Below are 18,251 nucleotides of genomic sequence, written 5' to 3'. Positions count from 1 at the left end.
CCTCGCGGGGGCGCCCGCCAATAAGGGAAAGCCACCACGAGCGTCACGGCTGTGGTGGACAGGCTCACGTTACGATCAGACGCAATGACCGATGTCCTGCGTCAGCTGTGATGACTGCCCTCACCGCCTATCACTATCAGTCCACAGAGTTCACCCCCTCTGGGTTTGGCGTCACCGTGCCTGGTCCAGATGTGGAGGAGCCCATCGATGCCAGCGAAGTGGAGCGCCTGCTCAACAATGGCAAACCTTCCTTGCGTCTGCCCGAACCACTCGAGAGCGCCTTCCTCAACGATGCGGGGCCTCAGCGCCTTCGCACGATGCTCATCTCGGGGGTGCTGGTCTCGGTCATCTTCAACTGGCTGCTGGTCTCGGACTGGCTGCTCGTTCCAGACCTGTTTGATCTCGCCCTGCGTCTGCGCCTGTTCCTGTTCACACCGGCCATCATCGTAGGCGTGTTCCTGCTGCCACGGGTGGCCTCCCCGGCTGCCAGGGAATGGTTGTTGGTCATCCCCGGTGTGGGGGCCTGTGCCATCAACGCTTGGCTGAGCATGACCAGCAGCGACCCTTATGCGGCGCCCTACCTGGTCAGTCTGGCCACCATCGTCATGTTCACCAACAGCGTGGTGCGCATGCGCTTTGCACCCGCGGCCGTGCTGGATGCCTGCGCCATGGCACTGTTCATCGGTGCGGCCATCACCATGCCGGCGAGTTTGGCCCCCATCCTCATTCCCGGTACCTTGCTGCTGGCCTGCACCATCGTTTTCACACTCTACGGGTGCTACTGCCAGGAGCGAGATGACCGTCTCAACTGGCTGCTGCACCTGCGTGAGCGCCTGTTGCTCAAGGACCTGGAAGCCGCCAACCAGGAACTCCACGAAGCTTCGCGCAGTGACATGCTGACCGAAGTCGCCAACCGCCGGCATTTTGATGAGCATCTGGCCGAAGTCTGGGCTCAGGTCCAGCGGGACGGCGGTGAGGTGGCGCTCATGATGATCGACGTCGATCACTTCAAAGCCTACAACGACCGATACGGGCACCCCATGGGCGACGCCTGCCTCAAGGCCGTGGCTGGTGCGCTCAAGCGTCGTTTGCGCGGGCCCGGAGATTTGATTGCGCGCTATGGTGGCGAGGAGTTCATTGCGGTGTTGGCCGGCACATCCCTTCAGACCGTGCGTGGCGCGGCGGAGCGTATTCGTCGGGGCATCGAGGGACTGAACCTCCTGCATGCCACTTCCAGCACCCATGCCGTGGTGACCGTGAGCATCGGCGTGGCGACCATGAACCCTGCTGCGCCCGGTGCCTCGATGACCCGGCTAATTTCTGCTGCCGACGAGGCTCTGTATCGTGCCAAAGAAGGCGGCCGCAACCGTGTGGTGGCCTTGGGGATGGACGAATGAGCTCGACGGCAGCAACGGTCTTGCCTGTAGACGAGTCTCCTGAGCACGAGACGCAACGCGATGCGGCGCGCACCACCATGATCAACGGCCTGTTGCAGCGAGGCTTCCCGTTGATGGTGTTTCCGGGCGAGTTGGAACGGGAGTTTCGCCAAGCCGGATTGGCCGCCAAGCGCGCCCACATCCTGAAGAGCGGCTACATCTCTCTGCTGATCTTCAACGTTTTCCTGGTGGCGGACTATTTGATGCTGCCTGATGTGTTCATGCAGGCATTGACGCTTCGCTTGCTGGTGTTCACCCCGCTCGCACTGTTGTTTCTGTGGATGTTTCAAACCGCCAAGACCGGTGCGCTCGCCACAGTCAGTTCCATGGGGCTCGAATTGATTGCCATGGTCAGCGGCTTGGCTGCCGCGTTGATGCTGGCCTATATCCTGGCGAGCAGCCAGAGTCCGCTGGCCTACCTGTATCACATCGGCTTCATGGTGGTCATCACCTACGGCACCATCGTGCAGCGACTGCGTTTCTGGAACGCCGTGGTGTTTTCGCTGTTGCTGATCGCCCTGCACGTGTGGGGCGTGTACACCCTGCCCTCCTTCCCGGAGCGCATGGTGTTGCCATTGGTGTCGATGGTGCTGGCGAGTGCGGCCTTCACACTCACGGCCAACTATGCGCTGGAGAACGATGAGCGTCGGCGCTTTCTGTTGACCGAGCGTGAACGCGGTCTGATCCGCTCACTGACCCAAACCCAAGTGCGTCTGCGTGAGTTGTCGCGTGTGGACGAGCTTACCGGCCTGTACAACCGGCGCCACTTCGAGTCTTCCGTACAGCAACTGTGGCAACGCGCCAGTTTTGGCGGCACACCCATGGCGATCTTGATGATCGATGTGGACCACTTCAAGAAGTTCAACGACCACTACGGTCATCCCGCAGGAGACGCGTGCCTGAGGCAGGTGTGTCAGGTGCTCAAGCAAACCCTCAACGGTCAGGGTGTCATCGTTGCGCGTTATGGTGGTGAGGAGTTCATCGCGGCCATCCCGAATCTGGATGAGGCAGCCGCCTTGAACTTGGCTGAACAGGTGCGTGCCAGTGTGGAGCGGTGCCAGATTCCGCACGATCGCTCTGCCACGTCGTCGGTTGTCACCGCCAGCCTCGGATTGGCCTGGTGTCAGGCGCGTCCGGGCATGAAGGTCGAGCACCTGCTTGCCCTGGCCGACGGTGCGCTCTACGACGCCAAGCACCAGGGGCGTAACCGGGTCTGCAGTCAGTCAGCCTGATGACGAGCTTGCACCGATGGCGCCGGATCGAGATGGGTCATCACATTGAGCACAGGCAGGGCGGCCATCACCCGCTCGCGGGCTCGCAAGGCGATGTCATGCCCTTGTTTGACCGTCAGCGTGCCATCCACTTCCAAATGAGCGTCCACAACGATCATGTCTCCCATCTTGCGGGTGCGCACATCGTGCACACCTGACACCCCGGGCGTTTCGCGCAGCAAGGTGTGAATCTGATCGATTTGCTCCTGTGTGGCCGAGCGGTCCATCAGGTCACTCAGGGCATTCCAGGCGAACTCCCAGCCCATCTTGCCCACCATGAAGCCCACGATCAGCGCAGCCACCGGGTCCAGCAGCGGGTAGCCCATCAGGTTGCCCACAATGCCCAGTGCCACCACCAGCGATGAAGCCGCATCCGAGCGCGCGTGCCAGGCGTTGGCCACCAGCATGCTCGAACGCACCCGCTCAGCGGCCTTGAGCATGTAGCGGAACAGCAGTTCTTTGGAGAGCAGCGTGAACAGCGCGACGTACAGGGCAATCGGCTTGACCGCAGCGATGCTTTCGGGGGTGCTCAGCTTGCCCACCGCGCTCCACAACATGCCCACGCCCACACTCAACAACAGCAGACCCAGCACCATGGAGGCCGCGGTTTCAAACCGCTGGTGCCCATAGTGATGATCCGCATCAGGCCCCTTGCGGCTGTGCCGACTGGCCAGCAGCACGACGAAATCTGCCACCAAGTCCGACAGCGAGTGGATGCCATCGGCGATCAAGGCCTGGGAATGGGCGAAAACGCCAACCACCACCTGCAGCGCGGTCAAAACCAAGTTGACCACAACGCTGACCCATGTCGTGCGTTGCGCGACCCGGTGTCGCTCGGGAGTATCTTCTTCCTCGCTGTCGATCAGGTCAGGGGCATTCATGCCGGGATTATCCCAGCCAATCGATGTGGTGCCCCAACTTGCGGGCCTTGGTGCCCAGGTAGCGTTCGTTCTCCGATTGCACTTCACTGCGAACCGGGACACGCTCTTCCACCTTGACGCCATGCTTGGCCAAGGTGTCCACCTTGCGCGGGTTGTTCGTCATCAGCTTGACCGATGACACACCCAAGAAGTCCAGAATCTGTGCGGCCACGTCGAAATTGCGCAGGTCGGCGGCAAAGCCCAGGTGTTCGTTGGCCTCGACCGTGTCCATGCCCTGGTCTTGCAGTTGGTAAGCGCGCAGCTTGTTGGCCAGGCCAATGCCACGCCCTTCCTGGCGCAGGTACACCACCACCCCACTGCCCTTCTTGCCAATCTCGCTCATGGCGAACTGGAGTTGGGGGCCACAGTCACAGCGCAGCGAGCCAAACACGTCACCGGTCATGCACTCGGAGTGCACGCGCACCAGGGCGCTGCCTTTCACATCGCCCATCACCATGGCGATGTGCTCCCGGCCGGTGCCTTCTTCGCGGAACAACTTCATCGTGAAGCTGCCATGCTCGGTGGGCACGCGGGCTTCCGCCTGAAACTCGACCAGGGCGGCGCTCACCGGGGTCAGGGCGTCAATCGGGGACTTCTTGTCGGTATCAGGGGTGGACATTCATTTTCCTCAGGGGCCTGCCATTCTGCCAAATGCCAGCAGGGCTCTGGGTTCGAGTCGCAAAAAGACCCGAATCCCGCCTCAATCTTGCGGTGGCACCTCTGGCAAGGCGGGGCTGGGCGAGGCCAAAAGTGCCTGCAAACCCGCTTCATCCAGGATCGGTACACCCAGGGTCTGGGCTTTCTCCAGCTTGGAGCCGGCTTCCTCACCCGCCACCACGTAATGCGTCTTCTTGGACACGGAGCCTGCCACCTTGCCGCCCGCCTCCTCGATCAAGGCCTTGGCTTCTTCGCGCGACAGGGTGGGCAAGGTACCGGTGAGCACCAGGGTTTTGCCAAACAAGGGCAGGCTCGCCGCATCGGCCGCGGCCGAAGGCTCGTGCTCGGTCCAGGTGACGCCAGCGGCGCGCAACTGCTCTACCACCTCGCGGTTGTGGGGCTGGTCAAAGAAGGTGCGGATGCTGCGGGCGACCACTGGCCCCACGTCTCGCACGGCCAGCAGTTGTTCCTCGGGCGCGTCCATGATGCGGTCGATCTGACCGAAGTGGCGGGCCAGGTCTTTCGCGGTGGCTTCACCCACATGGCGAATGCCCAGGCCGAACAGGAAGCGAGGCAAGGTGGTTTGCTTGCTCTTTTCCAACGCAGCCACGATGTTCTGGGCGCTCTTGTCGGCCATGCGGTCGAGGGCGGCCAGCTTCATCACGCCCAGTTTATACAGGTCGGGCAGCGTGCGCACCAGGCCGCCGTCCACCAATTGGTCCACGAGCTTGTCGCCCAGGCCTTCGATTTCCACCGCGCGGCGTTGGGCAAAGTGCAGAAGCGCCTGCTTGCGCTGGGCCGCGCAGAACAGGCCGCCTGTGCAGCGGTGGTCCACCTCGCCACGTTCGCGCACCACCGTGCTGCCACACACGGGGCAATGCACGGGCATGCGGAAGTTGGGTACATAGGCCGGGCGTTCGCCCGCCACCACCCCAACGACCTCGGGGATCACGTCGCCGGCACGGCGCACGATGACGGTGTCGCCAACGCGGACGCGCTTACGGCGCAGCTCAAACAGGTTGTGCAGGGTGGCGTTCGTCACGGTCACGCCGCCCACGAAGACGGGCTTCAGGCGTGCCACCGGGGTCAGCTTGCCGGTGCGGCCCACTTGGATGTCGATGCCGTCGACCTGGGTGAGTTGCTCCTGAGCCGGGTATTTGTGCGCCACGGCCCAACGGGGTTCACGGCTGACGAAGCCGAGGCGTTCTTGCAGGGCGCGGCTGTCGACCTTGTAGACGATGCCGTCGATGTCAAACGGCAGGCTGTCGCGCAGCGCACCCATGCGCTGGTGGAAGGCCACCAAACCGTCGGGGCCGGTCGCGCCCAAGGCCACGGTGCGGTGTTCACACACAGGCATGCCCATCGCCTGCAGGGCGTCCAGCATGGCGCTGTGCGTGGCGGGCACCTCCCAGCCTTGGACTTCTCCCAGGCCATAGGCAAAAAAGCTCAAGGGCCGTTGCGCAGCAATGGCCGGATCGAGCTGCCGCACGGCGCCCGCCGCCGCATTGCGCGGGTTCACGAAGGTCTTCTCGCCCTTCTCGCGCTGACGTTCGTTCAGGGCCTCGAAGTCGTCGCGGCGCATGTAGACCTCGCCGCGCACCTCCAGCACCTCCGGGACCGCGCCTTGTAACTTCAGCGGGATTTGGCCCACGGTGCGGATGTTCTGTGTCACGTCCTCGCCCTGCTCGCCGTCGCCCCGTGTGGCGGCCGTCACCAACACGCCGTGCTCGTAGCGCAGGTTGATGGCCAGGCCGTCGAACTTCAACTCGGCGGCATAGGCCACAGGCGGGTCGGTTTCGGTCAGGCACAGTTCGCGGCGAATGCGCGCGTCAAACGCTTCAGCGCCCGAGGCTTCGGTGTCGGTTTCGGTACGGATCGACAACATGGGCACGGCGTGGCGCACCGGGGTGAAGCCATCGAGCACCTTGCCCAGCACGCGTTGCGTGGGCGAATCGGGCGTCAGCAACTCCGGGTGGGCCGCTTCCAGCGCCTGCAACTCGGCAAACAGTTTGTCGTACTCGGCGTCCGGGATGCTCGGGTCGTCCAGCACGTAGTAACGGTGGGCGTGGGCGTGCAGCAACTCACGCAACGCCGCGGCGCGCTCTGCCTCAGGCGATGGGGCGCTTGCGGGCGCCAATTCGGACCCGCCAAACAGATCTGGTTGCGACATGGCCGTGATGCGTCAGCTGAACAGACGTCGCGTGGACGGGGCGCCGGCGGCCAGATCACGGGCGGCCAGAGACTCGTACAGACGGCTCAACTCTGCCTCGATCGAGGCAAAGGCGGCCGCGTTGAACGGTTGCCCCTGGTCGTCGGCCATCAGACCGTCCATGCTCAGGGCCAGGGCCTCACCGGCCGCACACCATGCTTTGAACGGTTCATGCTGCGCTGCGGTTTGCGGCACGTCGAACGACAGCATCAACTCGCGCAAGGTGGCTTGATCCGGGTCTTCGGCAAAGGCAGCTTGCGCGTCGTACTGCAGGGTCAACATCGGCGGAGCGCCCTCTTCCACCCCCGGCAACACCATACGGCCTGGCAAGGCACCTTGCACAAAGCCATGGCGGGCGGCCTGCTGCTGCACATAGCCAATCGACCAGGCGCTGCCACGCGCATGCAGGCGCATGGCCAGTTGCGCATCGTGGGCACCCGCAAAGGCGTCCAGCTCCTTGGCACGCGCCACCACGTCCAGCATGTCCGGAAACTCGACCGAGGCGCCGAGGGTGTCGGCCATGGTCTGGATCTTCTGCACGAACTCGGAATACTCGATTTCGTTGAGGCCGCCCGTGCGATTGGCCAGCAACACGCCAGCTTGCAGTTCCTTGTAGAGCACGCCGGCCTGCGGGGTTTCCCACTCGTCACAGTCCATGCGCAGACCTTCGATCAGCACCGGCTTGCTGCCCGCGCGGCGGGTGGGCGGCAGGTGCATCAGGATGTTGTCACCGCTGAGCAGGCCTTCGGGCGTCAAGGTGGCAATCGCATCGACCAGCGCATCCAGACGCGGGCCAGTGCGCTTGACGGGCGGGGGCACCACGGCCGATGCAGCCAGCGCTGCGGCGTCGGCAATCATCGGCCGAGTCGGCTCGTGCTCCATCGTGGAGGTGGCGCTGAACGGGTCATGCTGGCTGTCGCCATCCACCGGCTCCACCACGGCCCGCTTGGGGTGGCGGGCCGCCGCCTTGCGGGAAGTCCAGGCGCCGTGCGCCAGCACCCCGATCAGCACCAGGCCGCCCAGGATGACCAGATAGGAAGTCAGCGAGTCGTTCATGTTCATCTGTCCTCAAGCTGCGTGGGCCATGCCCAGCGCCGCCTCCATGTCCACCGCCACAATGCGGGAGACACCTTGTTCTTGCATCGTCACGCCCACCAGTTGTTCGGCCATCTCCATCGCAATCTTGTTGTGCGAGATGAACAGGAACTGGGTGCCGCTGGACATGCTCTTGACCAGGCGCGCGTAGCGCTCGGTGTTGGCGTCGTCCAGGGGCGCGTCCACCTCGTCGAGCAGGCAGAACGGCGCGGGGTTCAATTGGAAAATGGCAAACACCAGGGCGATGGCGGTCAGCGCCTTTTCGCCCCCTGAAAGCAGGTGGATGGTGCTGTTCTTCTTGCCCGGCGGGTGCGCCATGACCTGCACACCGGCATCCAGGATTTCATCACCCGTCATCACCAGGCGGGCGCTGCCGCCGCCGAACAGGCTCGGGAACATGCGTCCGAAGTGCTCGTTGACGGTGTCAAACGTGGCGCCCAGTAGCTCACGGGTTTCCAGGTCGATCTTGTGGATCGCGTCTTCCAGCGTCTGGATGGCGTCGCTCAGGTCGGCCATTTGCGAGTCGAGGAAGCCCTTGCGTTCGCGGGCAGCGGTCAACTCTTCCAGCGCGGCCAGGTTCACGGCGCCCAAGGCGTTGATCTCGCGTTGGATGCGATCGATCTCGGTCTGCAGGCCATAGAGCTTGACGCCATCGCGCTCGATCACCTCAGCCAGCGCGGCCAGGTCCACTTCGGCGGCGGTGAGCTGCTCCAGGAACTGGGCGCCACCCAGCGTGGCGGCCTGCTGCTCCAGTTGCAGTTTGGTGATCTCGTCACGCAGGGGTTGCAGGCTGCGTTCGAAGCCCATGCGCTGCTCGTCGGCCCGGCGCAGTTGGGCGGACAGGTCGTCGTACTTCGTGCGAGCCTCGGCCAGCAGGCCTTCCTTCTCTACGCGCACCGCCAACGCTTCGTCCAGCCCGGTGTGGGCCGAAGCGTCGCTCAAGCGCGCCTGCTCTTCGTGCAGTTGCGCCACCGTGGCTTCGTTGAGCTGGATCTGCTGCGCCGATGTTTCGATGCTGCGCTGCAGCTCCCCGCGGCGTGATGCCATGGCACGGGCGCTGAACTGCGCCTCCTGGGCCTGGCGCTCCTGCGAGCGCAATTGCTCACGGGCCTGATTGAGCTTGCGCTCGGCCTCCATCACCGCTTCTTCCAGCTGGGCATGGCGCTCCTGCGCTTCGGCCAGGCTCAGGTCCAGCTCTTCAAAGCGGGCTTCGCCGGTGGCACGGCGCTCCTGCAGCTCGTCGAGCTGGGCGTCGATCTCTGCCAACTCTTCGGCGATCTGACCATGGCGCGCATTGGCCTGTTCGGCCTGCTGGGTCAGGCGCAGCACTTCCACCTGCAACTGGTGCGCGCGCTGCTGCACCTCGCTGGTCTCACGGCGCGCGGCGGTGAGGCGCTGCGAGGCATCGGTGTAGTGGGCCTCGGCGCGGATCAGGCTGGCGCGGGCGTCTTCGGCCAACAGGGCCTGCGCCCTCACCTGCTTGTCCAGGCTTTCGATTTCCTGGGCGCGGGCCAGCATGCCCGCCTGTTCCGAATCCGGCGCATAGAAGCTCACTGCAAACTGGCTGACCGTGTGCCCCGCTCGGGTCATGATGACCTCGCCGTGGGTCAGGCGCTGCCGGTTGGACAGGGCTTCTTCCAGGTTGGTGGCGGTGTACACCCCTTCCAGCCAGTCATTGAGCAGTGCCTTCAGACCCGCATCTTGCAGTCGCAACTGATCGGACAGGCGTGGCAGCGTGGTGTGCGTGTTCTGGATGCCGGTTTGCGGCACGCTGTAGAAGGCCAGCTTGGCGGGCGGGGCGTCTTGCTCGAAGGCGCGCACCGTTTCCACACGCCCCACTTCCAGGGCCGACAAGCGCTCGCGCAGAGCCGATTCCAGCGCCACTTCCCACCCCGGCTCGATGTGCACCTTGCGCCACAGGCCCTGCAGACTGTCCAGTCCATGCTTGGCGAGCCAAGGTTTCAGCTTGCCTTCGGTTTGTACCTTCTCTTGCAGGGTGCGCAGCGCTTCCAGGCGCGCGGTCAGCTCAGCTTGCTTGGCCGCCTGGGCCTGGCTTTCCTGCTGCTGCGCCTTACGGGCCTCGTCCAGTTCGGGCACTTGCTCGGTCAGCTCACCCAACTGGGCTTCCGACAAGGCCAGCTCTTCCTGCACGACTTCAAGCTGCTGCTTCAGATCGGCCAAACGCGCCGTATCGGGCGAGCCCAGGGCGTGTTTCTCGGTGCTCAAACGCTCGCGCCGCAGCGTGAGTTGGCGCGACTGGTCGTCGATGTTGCGCGACTCGGCCGCCAGCAACTGAATCTGCTGCTGCACCTGGCCGGCCACGCCACGCTGGGTGTTGGCCTGCTGCGTGGCGCTGCGCACGGCATCTTCAAAACTGGGCAGATTGCCCGCCAGCTCTTCCGACTGTGCAGCCAGAATTTCGGCTTGTTCTTCGGCGGCCAGCATCTTCTCGGCCAACTCTTCCAGCTCGAACTCGGCGGCCGCACGGCGCTCCACCCACTGCTCGTTCTGCTCCTTCAGCTCGGCCAGGCGCTGCTCGACCTTCTGGCGACCTTCCACCACATAGCGGATGCGCTCTTCCAGTCGGCTCACGGCCAGATTGGCCTCGGCCAACTCCCCTTGCGCCACGTGCAGGGCATCGCTGGCGGCATAGTGATCTTGTCGCACTTGCTCCAACTGGGCTTCCACGCTGCGCAACTCGGCCAATCGGGCCTCCAGCGCATTGGTGGCCTCGGCCACCGCCAGCTTGATGCGCGTTTCTTCCGACGCCGCATCGCGGTGCTTCAAGAACCACAGCTGGTGCAGCTTGAGCGTGCCCTGCTCCTGCAGCGCGTGATAGCGGCTTGCCACCTCGGCCTGCTTCTCCAGCTTGTCGAGGTTGTTGTTCAACTCGCGCAGGATGTCTTCCACGCGCGTCAGGTTCTCCCGGGTGTCCTTGAGACGGTTCTCTGTCTCGCGACGGCGTTCCTTGTACTTCGACACCCCCGCGGCCTCTTCCAGGAACAGGCGCAACTCTTCGGGCTTGGACTCGATGATCCTGCTGATCGTGCCCTGGCCGATGATGGCGTAGGCGCGGGGCCCCAGGCCCGTGCCCAGGAACACGTCCTGCACATCGCGGCGGCGCACCGGCTGGTTGTTGATGAAGTAGCTGGAGGTGCCATCCCGGGTCAGCACCCGCTTTACCGCGATTTCGGCGAACTGGTTCCACTGCCCGCCCGCGCGCGCGTCTTCGTTACTGAACACCAATTCCACGCTGGAGCGGCTGGCCGGCTTACGGTTGCCTGAGCCATTGAAGATCACGTCCTGCATGGACTCGCCACGCAGCTCAGAGGCCTTCGATTCGCCCAGCACCCAGCGCACGGCGTCCATGATGTTGGACTTGCCGCAACCGTTCGGCCCCACCACCCCCACGAGTTGCCCGGGCAGTTGGAAGTGGGTCGGTTCAGCGAATGACTTGAAGCCAGACAGCTTGATCGAGTTCAGGCGCATGCTCGGAAGGCGTCCACAGGGCAAAGGTAGACGGCTAAGTCCTTGATTTGCTTGGTAAAAGCCGTTTCGTTACGGGTAAAGACTAACCAAAGATGATAACATCGGCGTTTTGCCGGCAATCCATTTACAGCAGAGTTGTTCACCATGGCCAAGAAAGCCCCCGCCTCCACCGCCAAGTCCACCGCAGCCAAGGGCACGGCCCTCGAGGTGGGTGAACGCGCCAAGCCGGCCACGCCGCCGTCTGCGCCTTCCCGCCACCTGGACGTCTTCCCCAACCCCGCGCCCCAGCGCGACTACGTGATCCAGTTCCAGGTGCCCGAGTTCACCTGCTTCTGCCCACTCACCGGTCAGCCCGACTTCGCCCACTTCACCATCGACTGCATCGCCGACGAGCTGTGCATCGAGCTCAAGAGCCTGAAGATGTACATGTGGAGCTACCGCAATGACGGGGCATTCCACGAAAAGGTCACCAACTCCATCCTCGACGACATGGTCAAGGCCATCCAGCCGCGCTACCTGCGCATCACGGCCAAGTGGTATGTGCGCGGCGGCATCTACACCAACGTGGTGGTCGAGCACCGCAAGAAGGGCTGGAAGCCTGCACCCAAGGTGGACCTGCCCCAGCACAACGCTGAAACGGGCTTGCTGGGTTGATCCTCGGCACCATCTCCAGACAGCCTACGGGCTGTCTTTTTTCTTCCTGCCCCCTTTGACACGCGAGACAGATCATGAATTGGGTGCCGCCCGCCGGTTTTGAGACCGCTGTGATGCTGGGTGTGCTGGCACTGTCGCTGTTGTTCAAGCCGTGGCTCCCTCTTACGCACCGTCCGTTGCAGAGCCCCTGGTTGGGCTGCGTGGCCCTTCTGCCGTTTGTGTGGTGGACCGAGAACCTGCTGCCCAATGGAATGGCGCTTCACGTCAGCGGTGCCTGCTTGCTCGTTCTGATGTTCGGCTGGCCTCTGGCCATGTGGACCTTGCTGCCCATCGCGCTGGCCGCCAGCTATATTGAACAATCCGCGTGGCCCGATCTGACCCACCTATCGGCCCACATCGTCTGGATGGGCATGCTGCCCGGGACCCTGTCCTTGCTCCTGGGACTCCTGATCCGGCGCTTTTTGCCTCACCACTTGTTTGTCTACATCCTGGGTCGAGGTTTTTTTGCCACGGCTCTGGCCGTCACGCTCAGTGGTGCTTTGGCGCTGTTTCTGGGGCAGAAACCTGAAACCTTGCGCGGCGATGAGTGGATGCTCGGCTATTGGTTGCTCGGATGGGGGGAGGCGGTCAGCACGGGCATGCTGACTTCGATTTTTGTGGCTTTTTTGCCAGATTGGTTGCTCACTTACTCGGATGGCAGGTACTTACCCGGCGCGTCAGGCAGAGGCAAATGATGTACCTTTCAGGCTGTTGGTGGACTCTCCGTCAGGGAAGTCCAGCCGATCACAAAGCCGCCGATGAACGCACTGACATGCTTACGCTCTTTCTCTGATCCTCTCTTGGGTCAAGAGGCGCGTGTGCGTCACCATACGCTGTTGGCACTGGCTTCTTTGCCAACCTATCTGGCCAGCCTGGGCATGATCTGGCACCTGGTTCACCTGGACGAGTTGGCCGCGCCCTCTGCATGGGGGATCACCCTGGCGAGCATCGTCACTTTCCTGGCTTTCTGGCTGCCCGTTCGCACGGGGCTGACACAGCGCATGAAAGACCCGGTTCTCACCTTCCCTCATGCCTTGGCGTCGCTGGGCTTGTGCATTGTTGCCTACATGCTGCTCGACGAGCACCGTGTCAACGTGTTGGTGCTGATGGCGCAAATCATCGTGGTGGCCATGCTTCGACTGCGGCCCAAGCAGGTTCTGGGTTTGGGCATGCTGGCCACCCTGATGCTCTGCGGCGCTTTTGCATGGGTGGATTGGCGAGACACCAGCGTTGGGATGCTCAACAAAGGCGCCACACACCTCATGGTCGGCGGTGCCAGTTTGCTGCTGCTGTCCCTGGTCGGAAAATGGGTGAGCGACATCCGCACTGAGATCAGCGAGCAAGCCAAAGAGTTGCGCAAAACGGTGCTGACCGTGCGTCAGATGGCCACCATGGATCAGTTGACCGGACTGCTCAACCGCCGCGTCATGCTCGAGACCCTTGAGGCGGAGCGCCAGCTGTCAGAACGACACGGCACGCAGTGGTGCGTTGCCTTGATCGATCTGGATCATTTCAAGCAGGTCAACGACCGTTACGGCCACCCCACAGGCGACGCTGTATTGAGAGGGTTTGCCGACCTCGCGCGCAAGCACCTTCGATCTGTCGATCAGGTGGGTCGCTGGGGCGGTGAGGAGTTTCTGGTGATGTTTCCTCAGACGCGCTTGAACGAAGCTCATGCCTCTCTGGAGCGACTGCGCAAAGCCTTGAATGCTTGGCGCTTGCCTGATCACCCTACCCTGCAGATGAGCTTTTCGGCAGGACTGGTGCAGGCGGAGCCGGAAGACACCCTTGATCAACTCGTGGAGCGCGCTGACAAGACCATGTACCAGGCCAAAGCCTCTGGTCGCAATCGCTCGGTTTGGGCGCCTCTGCTGACGCCCGATCTGCTTGGCAGTCCGGTACCACCGCCGGCCCTTCCCACTTGAGGTGCAGAGATGACTGAGTTGACCGTTGCCGAAGCCGGGCCCGATCGCCTGATGGATGCATTGCAACGTGGTGCACTGGCCATCCTGGGCCCAGACCGCCACACCCGCGGCCACACCAGCATCATTTTGCTGTGTGCCGTGATGTATGCGATCTGCTGTGCTGCGGCGGCGCACGCTGCAGCCGTCGGCATGATGCTGCCCATCGGCCCTCAGGCGCTCACGGCCGTGACCTTCCCGGCTCACCTGATTTTCTACGTGATGGTGCGCAGCGGCGTCACTCGCCAATGGTGTGATGCAGGCTTGATGGTGCTGCAGAACCTTTATGCCCTGTTGGCCATCTCCTTTGCCTACGTCACGCTCGACCCATCGGAGCGGGGCATGGTGCTTGTCCTCATCGCTTTGGTGATCGTGTTCGGCATGTACACCCACACCCCGCGTTTGTCGGTGATACATGGCGTGTTGGCGATGGTCTTGCTCGGCGCGGCCATGGGTGTGCTGTCGAGCGTGGACCCTGACTACTATCCGCCGCAACTTGAAATGCTGCGATTCGGGGTGATGTTGGGCAGCTTGCCGGTCTTGATTTTCACGGCCTACTTGATCTCCAGTTGGCGCAAGCGCCTGTCCACCCAGAGGCGCGAGTTGCAACAGGCGCTGGATCAGGTTCAACAACTGGCGACGCGTGATGCCCTGACCGGACTCTACAACCGCCGCCACATGCAGGAAAAACTGGCCTACGCTGCACAGCGCTATCAGCGCTATGGCGAGAGATTCACGGTGGCGCTGATCGATCTCGATCACTTCAAACGCATCAACGACGAGCACGGGCATCTGGTGGGTGACCAGGCGCTGATGGCCTTTGCGTCGGCGGCGTCCATGGTGTTGCGAGACACGGACACACTGGCTCGCTGGGGGGGAGAGGAGTTCCTGTTTCTCATGCCCAACACCAGCCCCCAAAAGGCAGCGATTGCACTCGACCGCGTGAGAGACGCGCTCGTCAGCGTCACTGTGTCGGAAGCTGCTCCCCAACTGCGATTGCAATTTTCCGCGGGACTGGCACTGTACCGAGGGCTGGAAGGCACCGATGGCACGCTGGAGAGGGCTGATCAGGCGCTGTATCAGGCCAAGAGTGCGGGGCGCCACCGCTCCGTGGTGGCTGCTGGGCCAGATCAGGATGGCTAAAGGGAATGCCCGAGCGATGCCCATCTGCCATCCGGGGCTGGGATAATGCCTGCCCATGAATCCCCTGCTGAACAAACTCCAGCCCTATCCCTTCGAGCGCCTGCGTCGCCTGACCGCCGGCGTGACGCCGAACGCGGCGTATCGCCCCATCAGTCTGGGCATTGGCGAGCCCAAGCACGCCACCCCTGAATTCATCAAGGAAGCACTGGTTGCGGGCCTCGAAGGCTTGGCCAACTACCCTGCCACCGCGGGTGAACCTGCCTTGCGTGCCGCCTGCGCCGATTGGATGCAGCGCCGCTACGGCCTGAAGATCGACCCGGCCACACAACTGCTGCCCGTCAACGGCTCGCGTGAAGCACTGTTCGCGCTGGCACAAACCGTGATCGACCCCACCCAGCACCGCGATGCAGGTGGCCCGGCCGTCGTCAGCCCCAACCCTTTCTATCAAATTTACGAAGGGGCCGCCCTGCTGTCAGGTGCCCGCGTGGTGTTTGCCAATTCCGACCCGGCACGCAACTTTGCGGCCGACTGGTCCAGCATCTCGGAAGACACCTGGGCCACCACCCAGTTGCTGTTCGTGTGCTCCCCAGGCAACCCGACCGGTGCCGTGATGCCGCTGGCCGAGTGGGAGCGCCTGTTTGCGCTGAGCGACCGCTACGGCTTCGTGATCGCCTCGGACGAGTGCTATTCCGAGATCTACTTCCGCGAAGGCGCCGATGCCGCCCCGCTGGGGGGGCTGGAAGCCGCCGCCAAGCTGGGCCGCCACGACTTCAAGAACCTGATCATGCTCACCAGCCTGTCCAAGCGCTCCAACGTGCCTGGTCTGCGCTCTGGCTTCGTAGCCGGTGATGCGTCCATCATCAAGTCCTTCCTGCTCTACCGCACCTACCACGGCAGTGCCATGGGTCCGGCCGTGCAGCGCGCCAGCATTGCCGCCTGGAACGACGAAACCCACGTGGTTGAGAACCGTGCCCTGTACCGCCAGAAGTTCGAGCGTGTCACGCCCATCTTGGCCTCGGTCATGAACGTGGCCTTGCCAGACGCCGGTTTCTACCTGTGGGCCGAGGTGCCCCAGCACGTGTGTGGCGGCAGTGACGAAGCGTTCACCTGCGAGCTGTTGGCTCAATACAATGTGGCCGTTCTGCCCGGCAGCTATCTGGCACGTGAGGCCAACGGCATCAACCCGGGCGCTGGCCGTGTCCGCATGGCGCTGGTCGCTGGTGTCGACGAGTGCGTCGAAGCCGCCGAGCGCATCCAGGCCTTCATCCAATCCCAATCTGTCTGATTTCCCGAAAGAAGCACATGTCTCAAGCCCTGCAAACCGTCATCGACAACGCCTGGGAACAGCGCACCGCCCTGTCGGCTGCCGCCGCTCCCGCCGAAGTGCGTGATGCCGTCAACCACATCATCGACCAGCTCGACAGCGGCAAGCTGCGCGTGGCCGAGAAGATCAACGGCCAGTGGGAAACCCACCAGTGGGTCAAGAAGGCCGTGCTGCTGAGCTTCCGCCTGAACGACAACGTGCCCATGGGCCAAGGTGACCTGCAGTTCTACGACAAGGTCCCCACCAAGTACACCGGCTGGAGCGCCGAGCAACTGGCTGCTTCCGGCGTGCGCGTGGTGCCCCCAGCCGTGGCCCGTCGTGGCAGCTTCCAGGCCAAGAACGTGATCCTGATGCCGTCATACGTCAACATCGGCGCCTACGTCGATGAAGGCACCATGGTCGACACCTGGGCCACCGTCGGTTCCTGCGCCCAGATCGGCAAGAACGTCCACCTGTCCGGCGGCGTCGGCATCGGTGGCGTGCTCGAGCCCCTGCAAGCCAACCCCACCATCATCGAAGACAACTGCTTCATCGGCGCCCGCTCGGAAGTGGTGGAAGGCGTGATCGTGGAAGAGAACTCGGTGATCTCGATGGGCGTGTACATCGGTCAGTCCACCAAGATCTATGACCGCGCCACTGGCGAAGTCACCTACGGCCGCATCCCGGCCGGTTCGGTGGTCGTGTCCGGCAACCTGCCCTCGGCCGATGGCAAGTACTCGCTGTACTGCGCCGTCATCGTCAAGCGCGTCGACGCCCAGACCCGCTCCAAGACCAGCATCAACGACCTGCTGCGCGGCGCCTGATCGGCTCCTGCAATCTGCGTCGGTCCATTGACAACCCATCACGGGAGAGCATTTGATGAGCGGTGGCAATCTTGAAAAGATCCTGCGCCTGATGACCGAGAAAAAGGCATCGGACGTTTTCCTGTCTGCCAAGACACCCATCCTCATCAAGATCAATGGACAGATCTTGCAACTCACGGACCAGATCCTGACGCCGTCGCAACCGCGTCAGCTTCTGTCCGAGCTGATCACGCCGCAACAGCTCGAAGAGCTGGACGAAACAGGTGAGCTCAACCTCGGGATCACGATCCCGAACGTGGGCATCTACCGTTTGAGCGCGTTCAAGCAGCGTGGCTCGGTCGCGGCCGTGTTCCGTTACATCCCCAGCGACATCCCGCCGCTCGAGTCCCTGAACGTGCCCATGTCGCTGGCCGACCTGGTGCTGGAAAAGCGCGGCCTCATCATGGTGGTGGGCGCCACCGGCGCGGGCAAGAGCACGACCCTGGCTTCGATGCTGGAGTACCGCAACCAGCGCATGACGGGGCACATCCTCACCATCGAAGACCCGCTGGAATTCCTGTTCACCAACAAGAAGTCCGTGGTGAACCAGCGTGAGGTGGGACGCGACACCCAGTCGCTGCAGGTGGGGTTGAAGAACGCCCTGCGTCAAGCGCCTGACTGCATCCTGATCGGCGAAATCCGTGACCGCGAAACCATGACGGCAGCGCTGTCGTATGCGCTGTCCGGTCACTTGGTGCTGTCCACCCTGCACGCCAACAACAGCTACCACGCATTGGGCCGTATTCTGTCTTTCTACACGCCGGAAGCCCGTCCCGCTCTGTTGAGCGACCTGGCCTCCGGCCTGAAAGCCATCGTGTCCCAGCGCCTGCTGCAGAACACCTCCGGCGGGCGTGTGCCGGCCGTGGAAGTGCTGCTCAACACCCAACTGGTGTCCGAGATGATCACCCGCGGTGACTTCAACGAGGTCAAGGAAGCGCTGCAGAAGTCCATGTCTCAAGGCTCACAGACTTTCGAGCAGGACATCGCCCGCCTCATCCGCGAAGGTCTCGTCTCTCGCGAGGAAGGCCTGCGTTATGCCGACTCCCCAACCGACCTGATGTGGCGTTTGCAGAACGACACCACCATTCCTTCCAAGGCCGCTGCCAAGCCCGAAGAGAACGACGACGGCCCGACGTTCACCGAAATCACCCTGGATGTGCACCCGGAAGAGGAAACCCGGGCGCCTTTCCCTGCCCCACGCTGAGATCCTG

The 18,251-nt window shown here is 63.2% G+C and carries 14 protein-coding genes; 9 read left to right on the top strand and 5 right to left on the bottom strand.

All coding sequences use genetic code 11. The features are described 5' to 3' along the window. The first annotated feature begins 110 nt into the window (after positions 1-110). Entirely contained in the window at positions 111-1,397 is a 1,287-nt protein-coding gene (locus WIT60_RS09480) for a GGDEF domain-containing protein (protein WP_339583691.1), read from the top strand. Next, positions 1,394-2,668, top strand: a complete 1,275-nt coding sequence (locus tag WIT60_RS09475; protein WP_339583690.1) for a GGDEF domain-containing protein — start codon at positions 1,394-1,396, stop codon at positions 2,666-2,668. Before WIT60_RS09480 ends, WIT60_RS09475 begins: the two co-directional genes overlap by 4 nt. On the opposite strand, the gene WIT60_RS09470 is transcribed toward WIT60_RS09475, so the two are convergent. The 5 genes from WIT60_RS09470 to smc all read right to left on the bottom strand — a co-directional run bounded on the left by WIT60_RS09470 (position 2,656) and on the right by smc (position 11,077). Then, positions 2,656-3,588, bottom strand: a complete 933-nt coding sequence (locus tag WIT60_RS09470; protein WP_339583689.1) for a cation diffusion facilitator family transporter — start codon at positions 3,586-3,588, stop codon at positions 2,656-2,658. The genes WIT60_RS09475 and WIT60_RS09470 overlap by 13 nt on opposite strands. Positions 3,589-3,595: 7 nt before the next feature. After that, positions 3,596-4,246, bottom strand: coding sequence for a GTP cyclohydrolase II (ribA, locus tag WIT60_RS09465; RefSeq protein WP_339583688.1), 651 nt, complete (start codon positions 4,244-4,246; stop codon positions 3,596-3,598). A gap of 81 nt (positions 4,247-4,327) precedes the next feature. Beyond that, positions 4,328-6,454 carry an NAD-dependent DNA ligase LigA gene (gene ligA / locus WIT60_RS09460; RefSeq protein ID WP_339583687.1) on the bottom strand — a complete coding sequence of 709 codons (2,127 nt, stop codon included), beginning with the start codon at positions 6,452-6,454 and terminating at the stop codon, positions 4,328-4,330. Between the two features lie 12 nt (positions 6,455-6,466). Beyond that, positions 6,467-7,555 carry a cell division protein FtsZ gene (locus WIT60_RS09455; RefSeq protein WP_339583686.1) on the bottom strand — a complete coding sequence of 363 codons (1,089 nt, stop codon included), beginning with the start codon at positions 7,553-7,555 and terminating at the stop codon, positions 6,467-6,469. 6 nt (positions 7,556-7,561) lie between these two features. After that, on the bottom strand, positions 7,562-11,077 hold the full coding sequence (gene smc, locus WIT60_RS09450; RefSeq protein ID WP_339583685.1) for a chromosome segregation protein SMC: 3,516 nt from the start codon (positions 11,075-11,077) through the stop codon (positions 7,562-7,564). 144 nt (positions 11,078-11,221) lie between these two features. Between smc and queF the strand changes: the two genes are divergently transcribed. The 7 genes from queF (at position 11,222) to WIT60_RS09415 (ending at position 18,244) form a co-directional block, all read left to right on the top strand. Then, the gene (gene queF / locus WIT60_RS09445) at positions 11,222-11,731 is read left to right on the top strand and encodes a preQ(1) synthase (RefSeq protein ID WP_339583684.1); all 510 of its coding nucleotides are present in this window, start codon (positions 11,222-11,224) and stop codon (positions 11,729-11,731) included. A gap of 74 nt (positions 11,732-11,805) precedes the next feature. Then, positions 11,806-12,465: an energy-coupling factor ABC transporter permease gene (locus WIT60_RS09440; RefSeq protein WP_339583683.1), complete on the top strand. Its 660-nt coding sequence runs from the start codon at positions 11,806-11,808 to the stop codon at positions 12,463-12,465. Positions 12,466-12,588: 123 nt separating this feature from the next. Further along, positions 12,589-13,695: a GGDEF domain-containing protein gene (locus WIT60_RS09435; protein WP_339583682.1), complete on the top strand. Its 1,107-nt coding sequence runs from the start codon at positions 12,589-12,591 to the stop codon at positions 13,693-13,695. A gap of 9 nt (positions 13,696-13,704) precedes the next feature. Further along, positions 13,705-14,874 (top strand): GGDEF domain-containing protein, encoded by a 1,170-nt coding sequence (locus WIT60_RS09430; RefSeq protein ID WP_339583681.1) that lies wholly within the window; start codon positions 13,705-13,707, stop codon positions 14,872-14,874. 55 nt (positions 14,875-14,929) lie between these two features. Next, the gene (dapC, locus tag WIT60_RS09425; RefSeq protein ID WP_339583680.1) at positions 14,930-16,159 is read left to right on the top strand and encodes a succinyldiaminopimelate transaminase; all 1,230 of its coding nucleotides are present in this window, start codon (positions 14,930-14,932) and stop codon (positions 16,157-16,159) included. Between the two features lie 17 nt (positions 16,160-16,176). Next, a complete protein-coding gene (dapD, locus tag WIT60_RS09420; protein ID WP_339583679.1) occupies positions 16,177-17,001 on the top strand; it encodes a 2,3,4,5-tetrahydropyridine-2,6-dicarboxylate N-succinyltransferase in 825 nt (274 codons plus the stop codon). A gap of 55 nt (positions 17,002-17,056) precedes the next feature. After that, positions 17,057-18,244, top strand: coding sequence for a PilT/PilU family type 4a pilus ATPase (locus WIT60_RS09415; protein ID WP_339583678.1), 1,188 nt, complete (start codon positions 17,057-17,059; stop codon positions 18,242-18,244). The last annotated feature ends 7 nt before the right edge of the window (positions 18,245-18,251 follow it).

It is taken from the genome of Aquabacterium sp. G14, assembly GCF_037482285.1.
Classification (GTDB): domain Bacteria; phylum Pseudomonadota; class Gammaproteobacteria; order Burkholderiales; family Burkholderiaceae_C; genus Aquabacterium.
The sequence above is the reverse complement of the archived record's forward strand: the minus strand, read 5'-3'. Positions and strand labels throughout refer to the sequence as shown.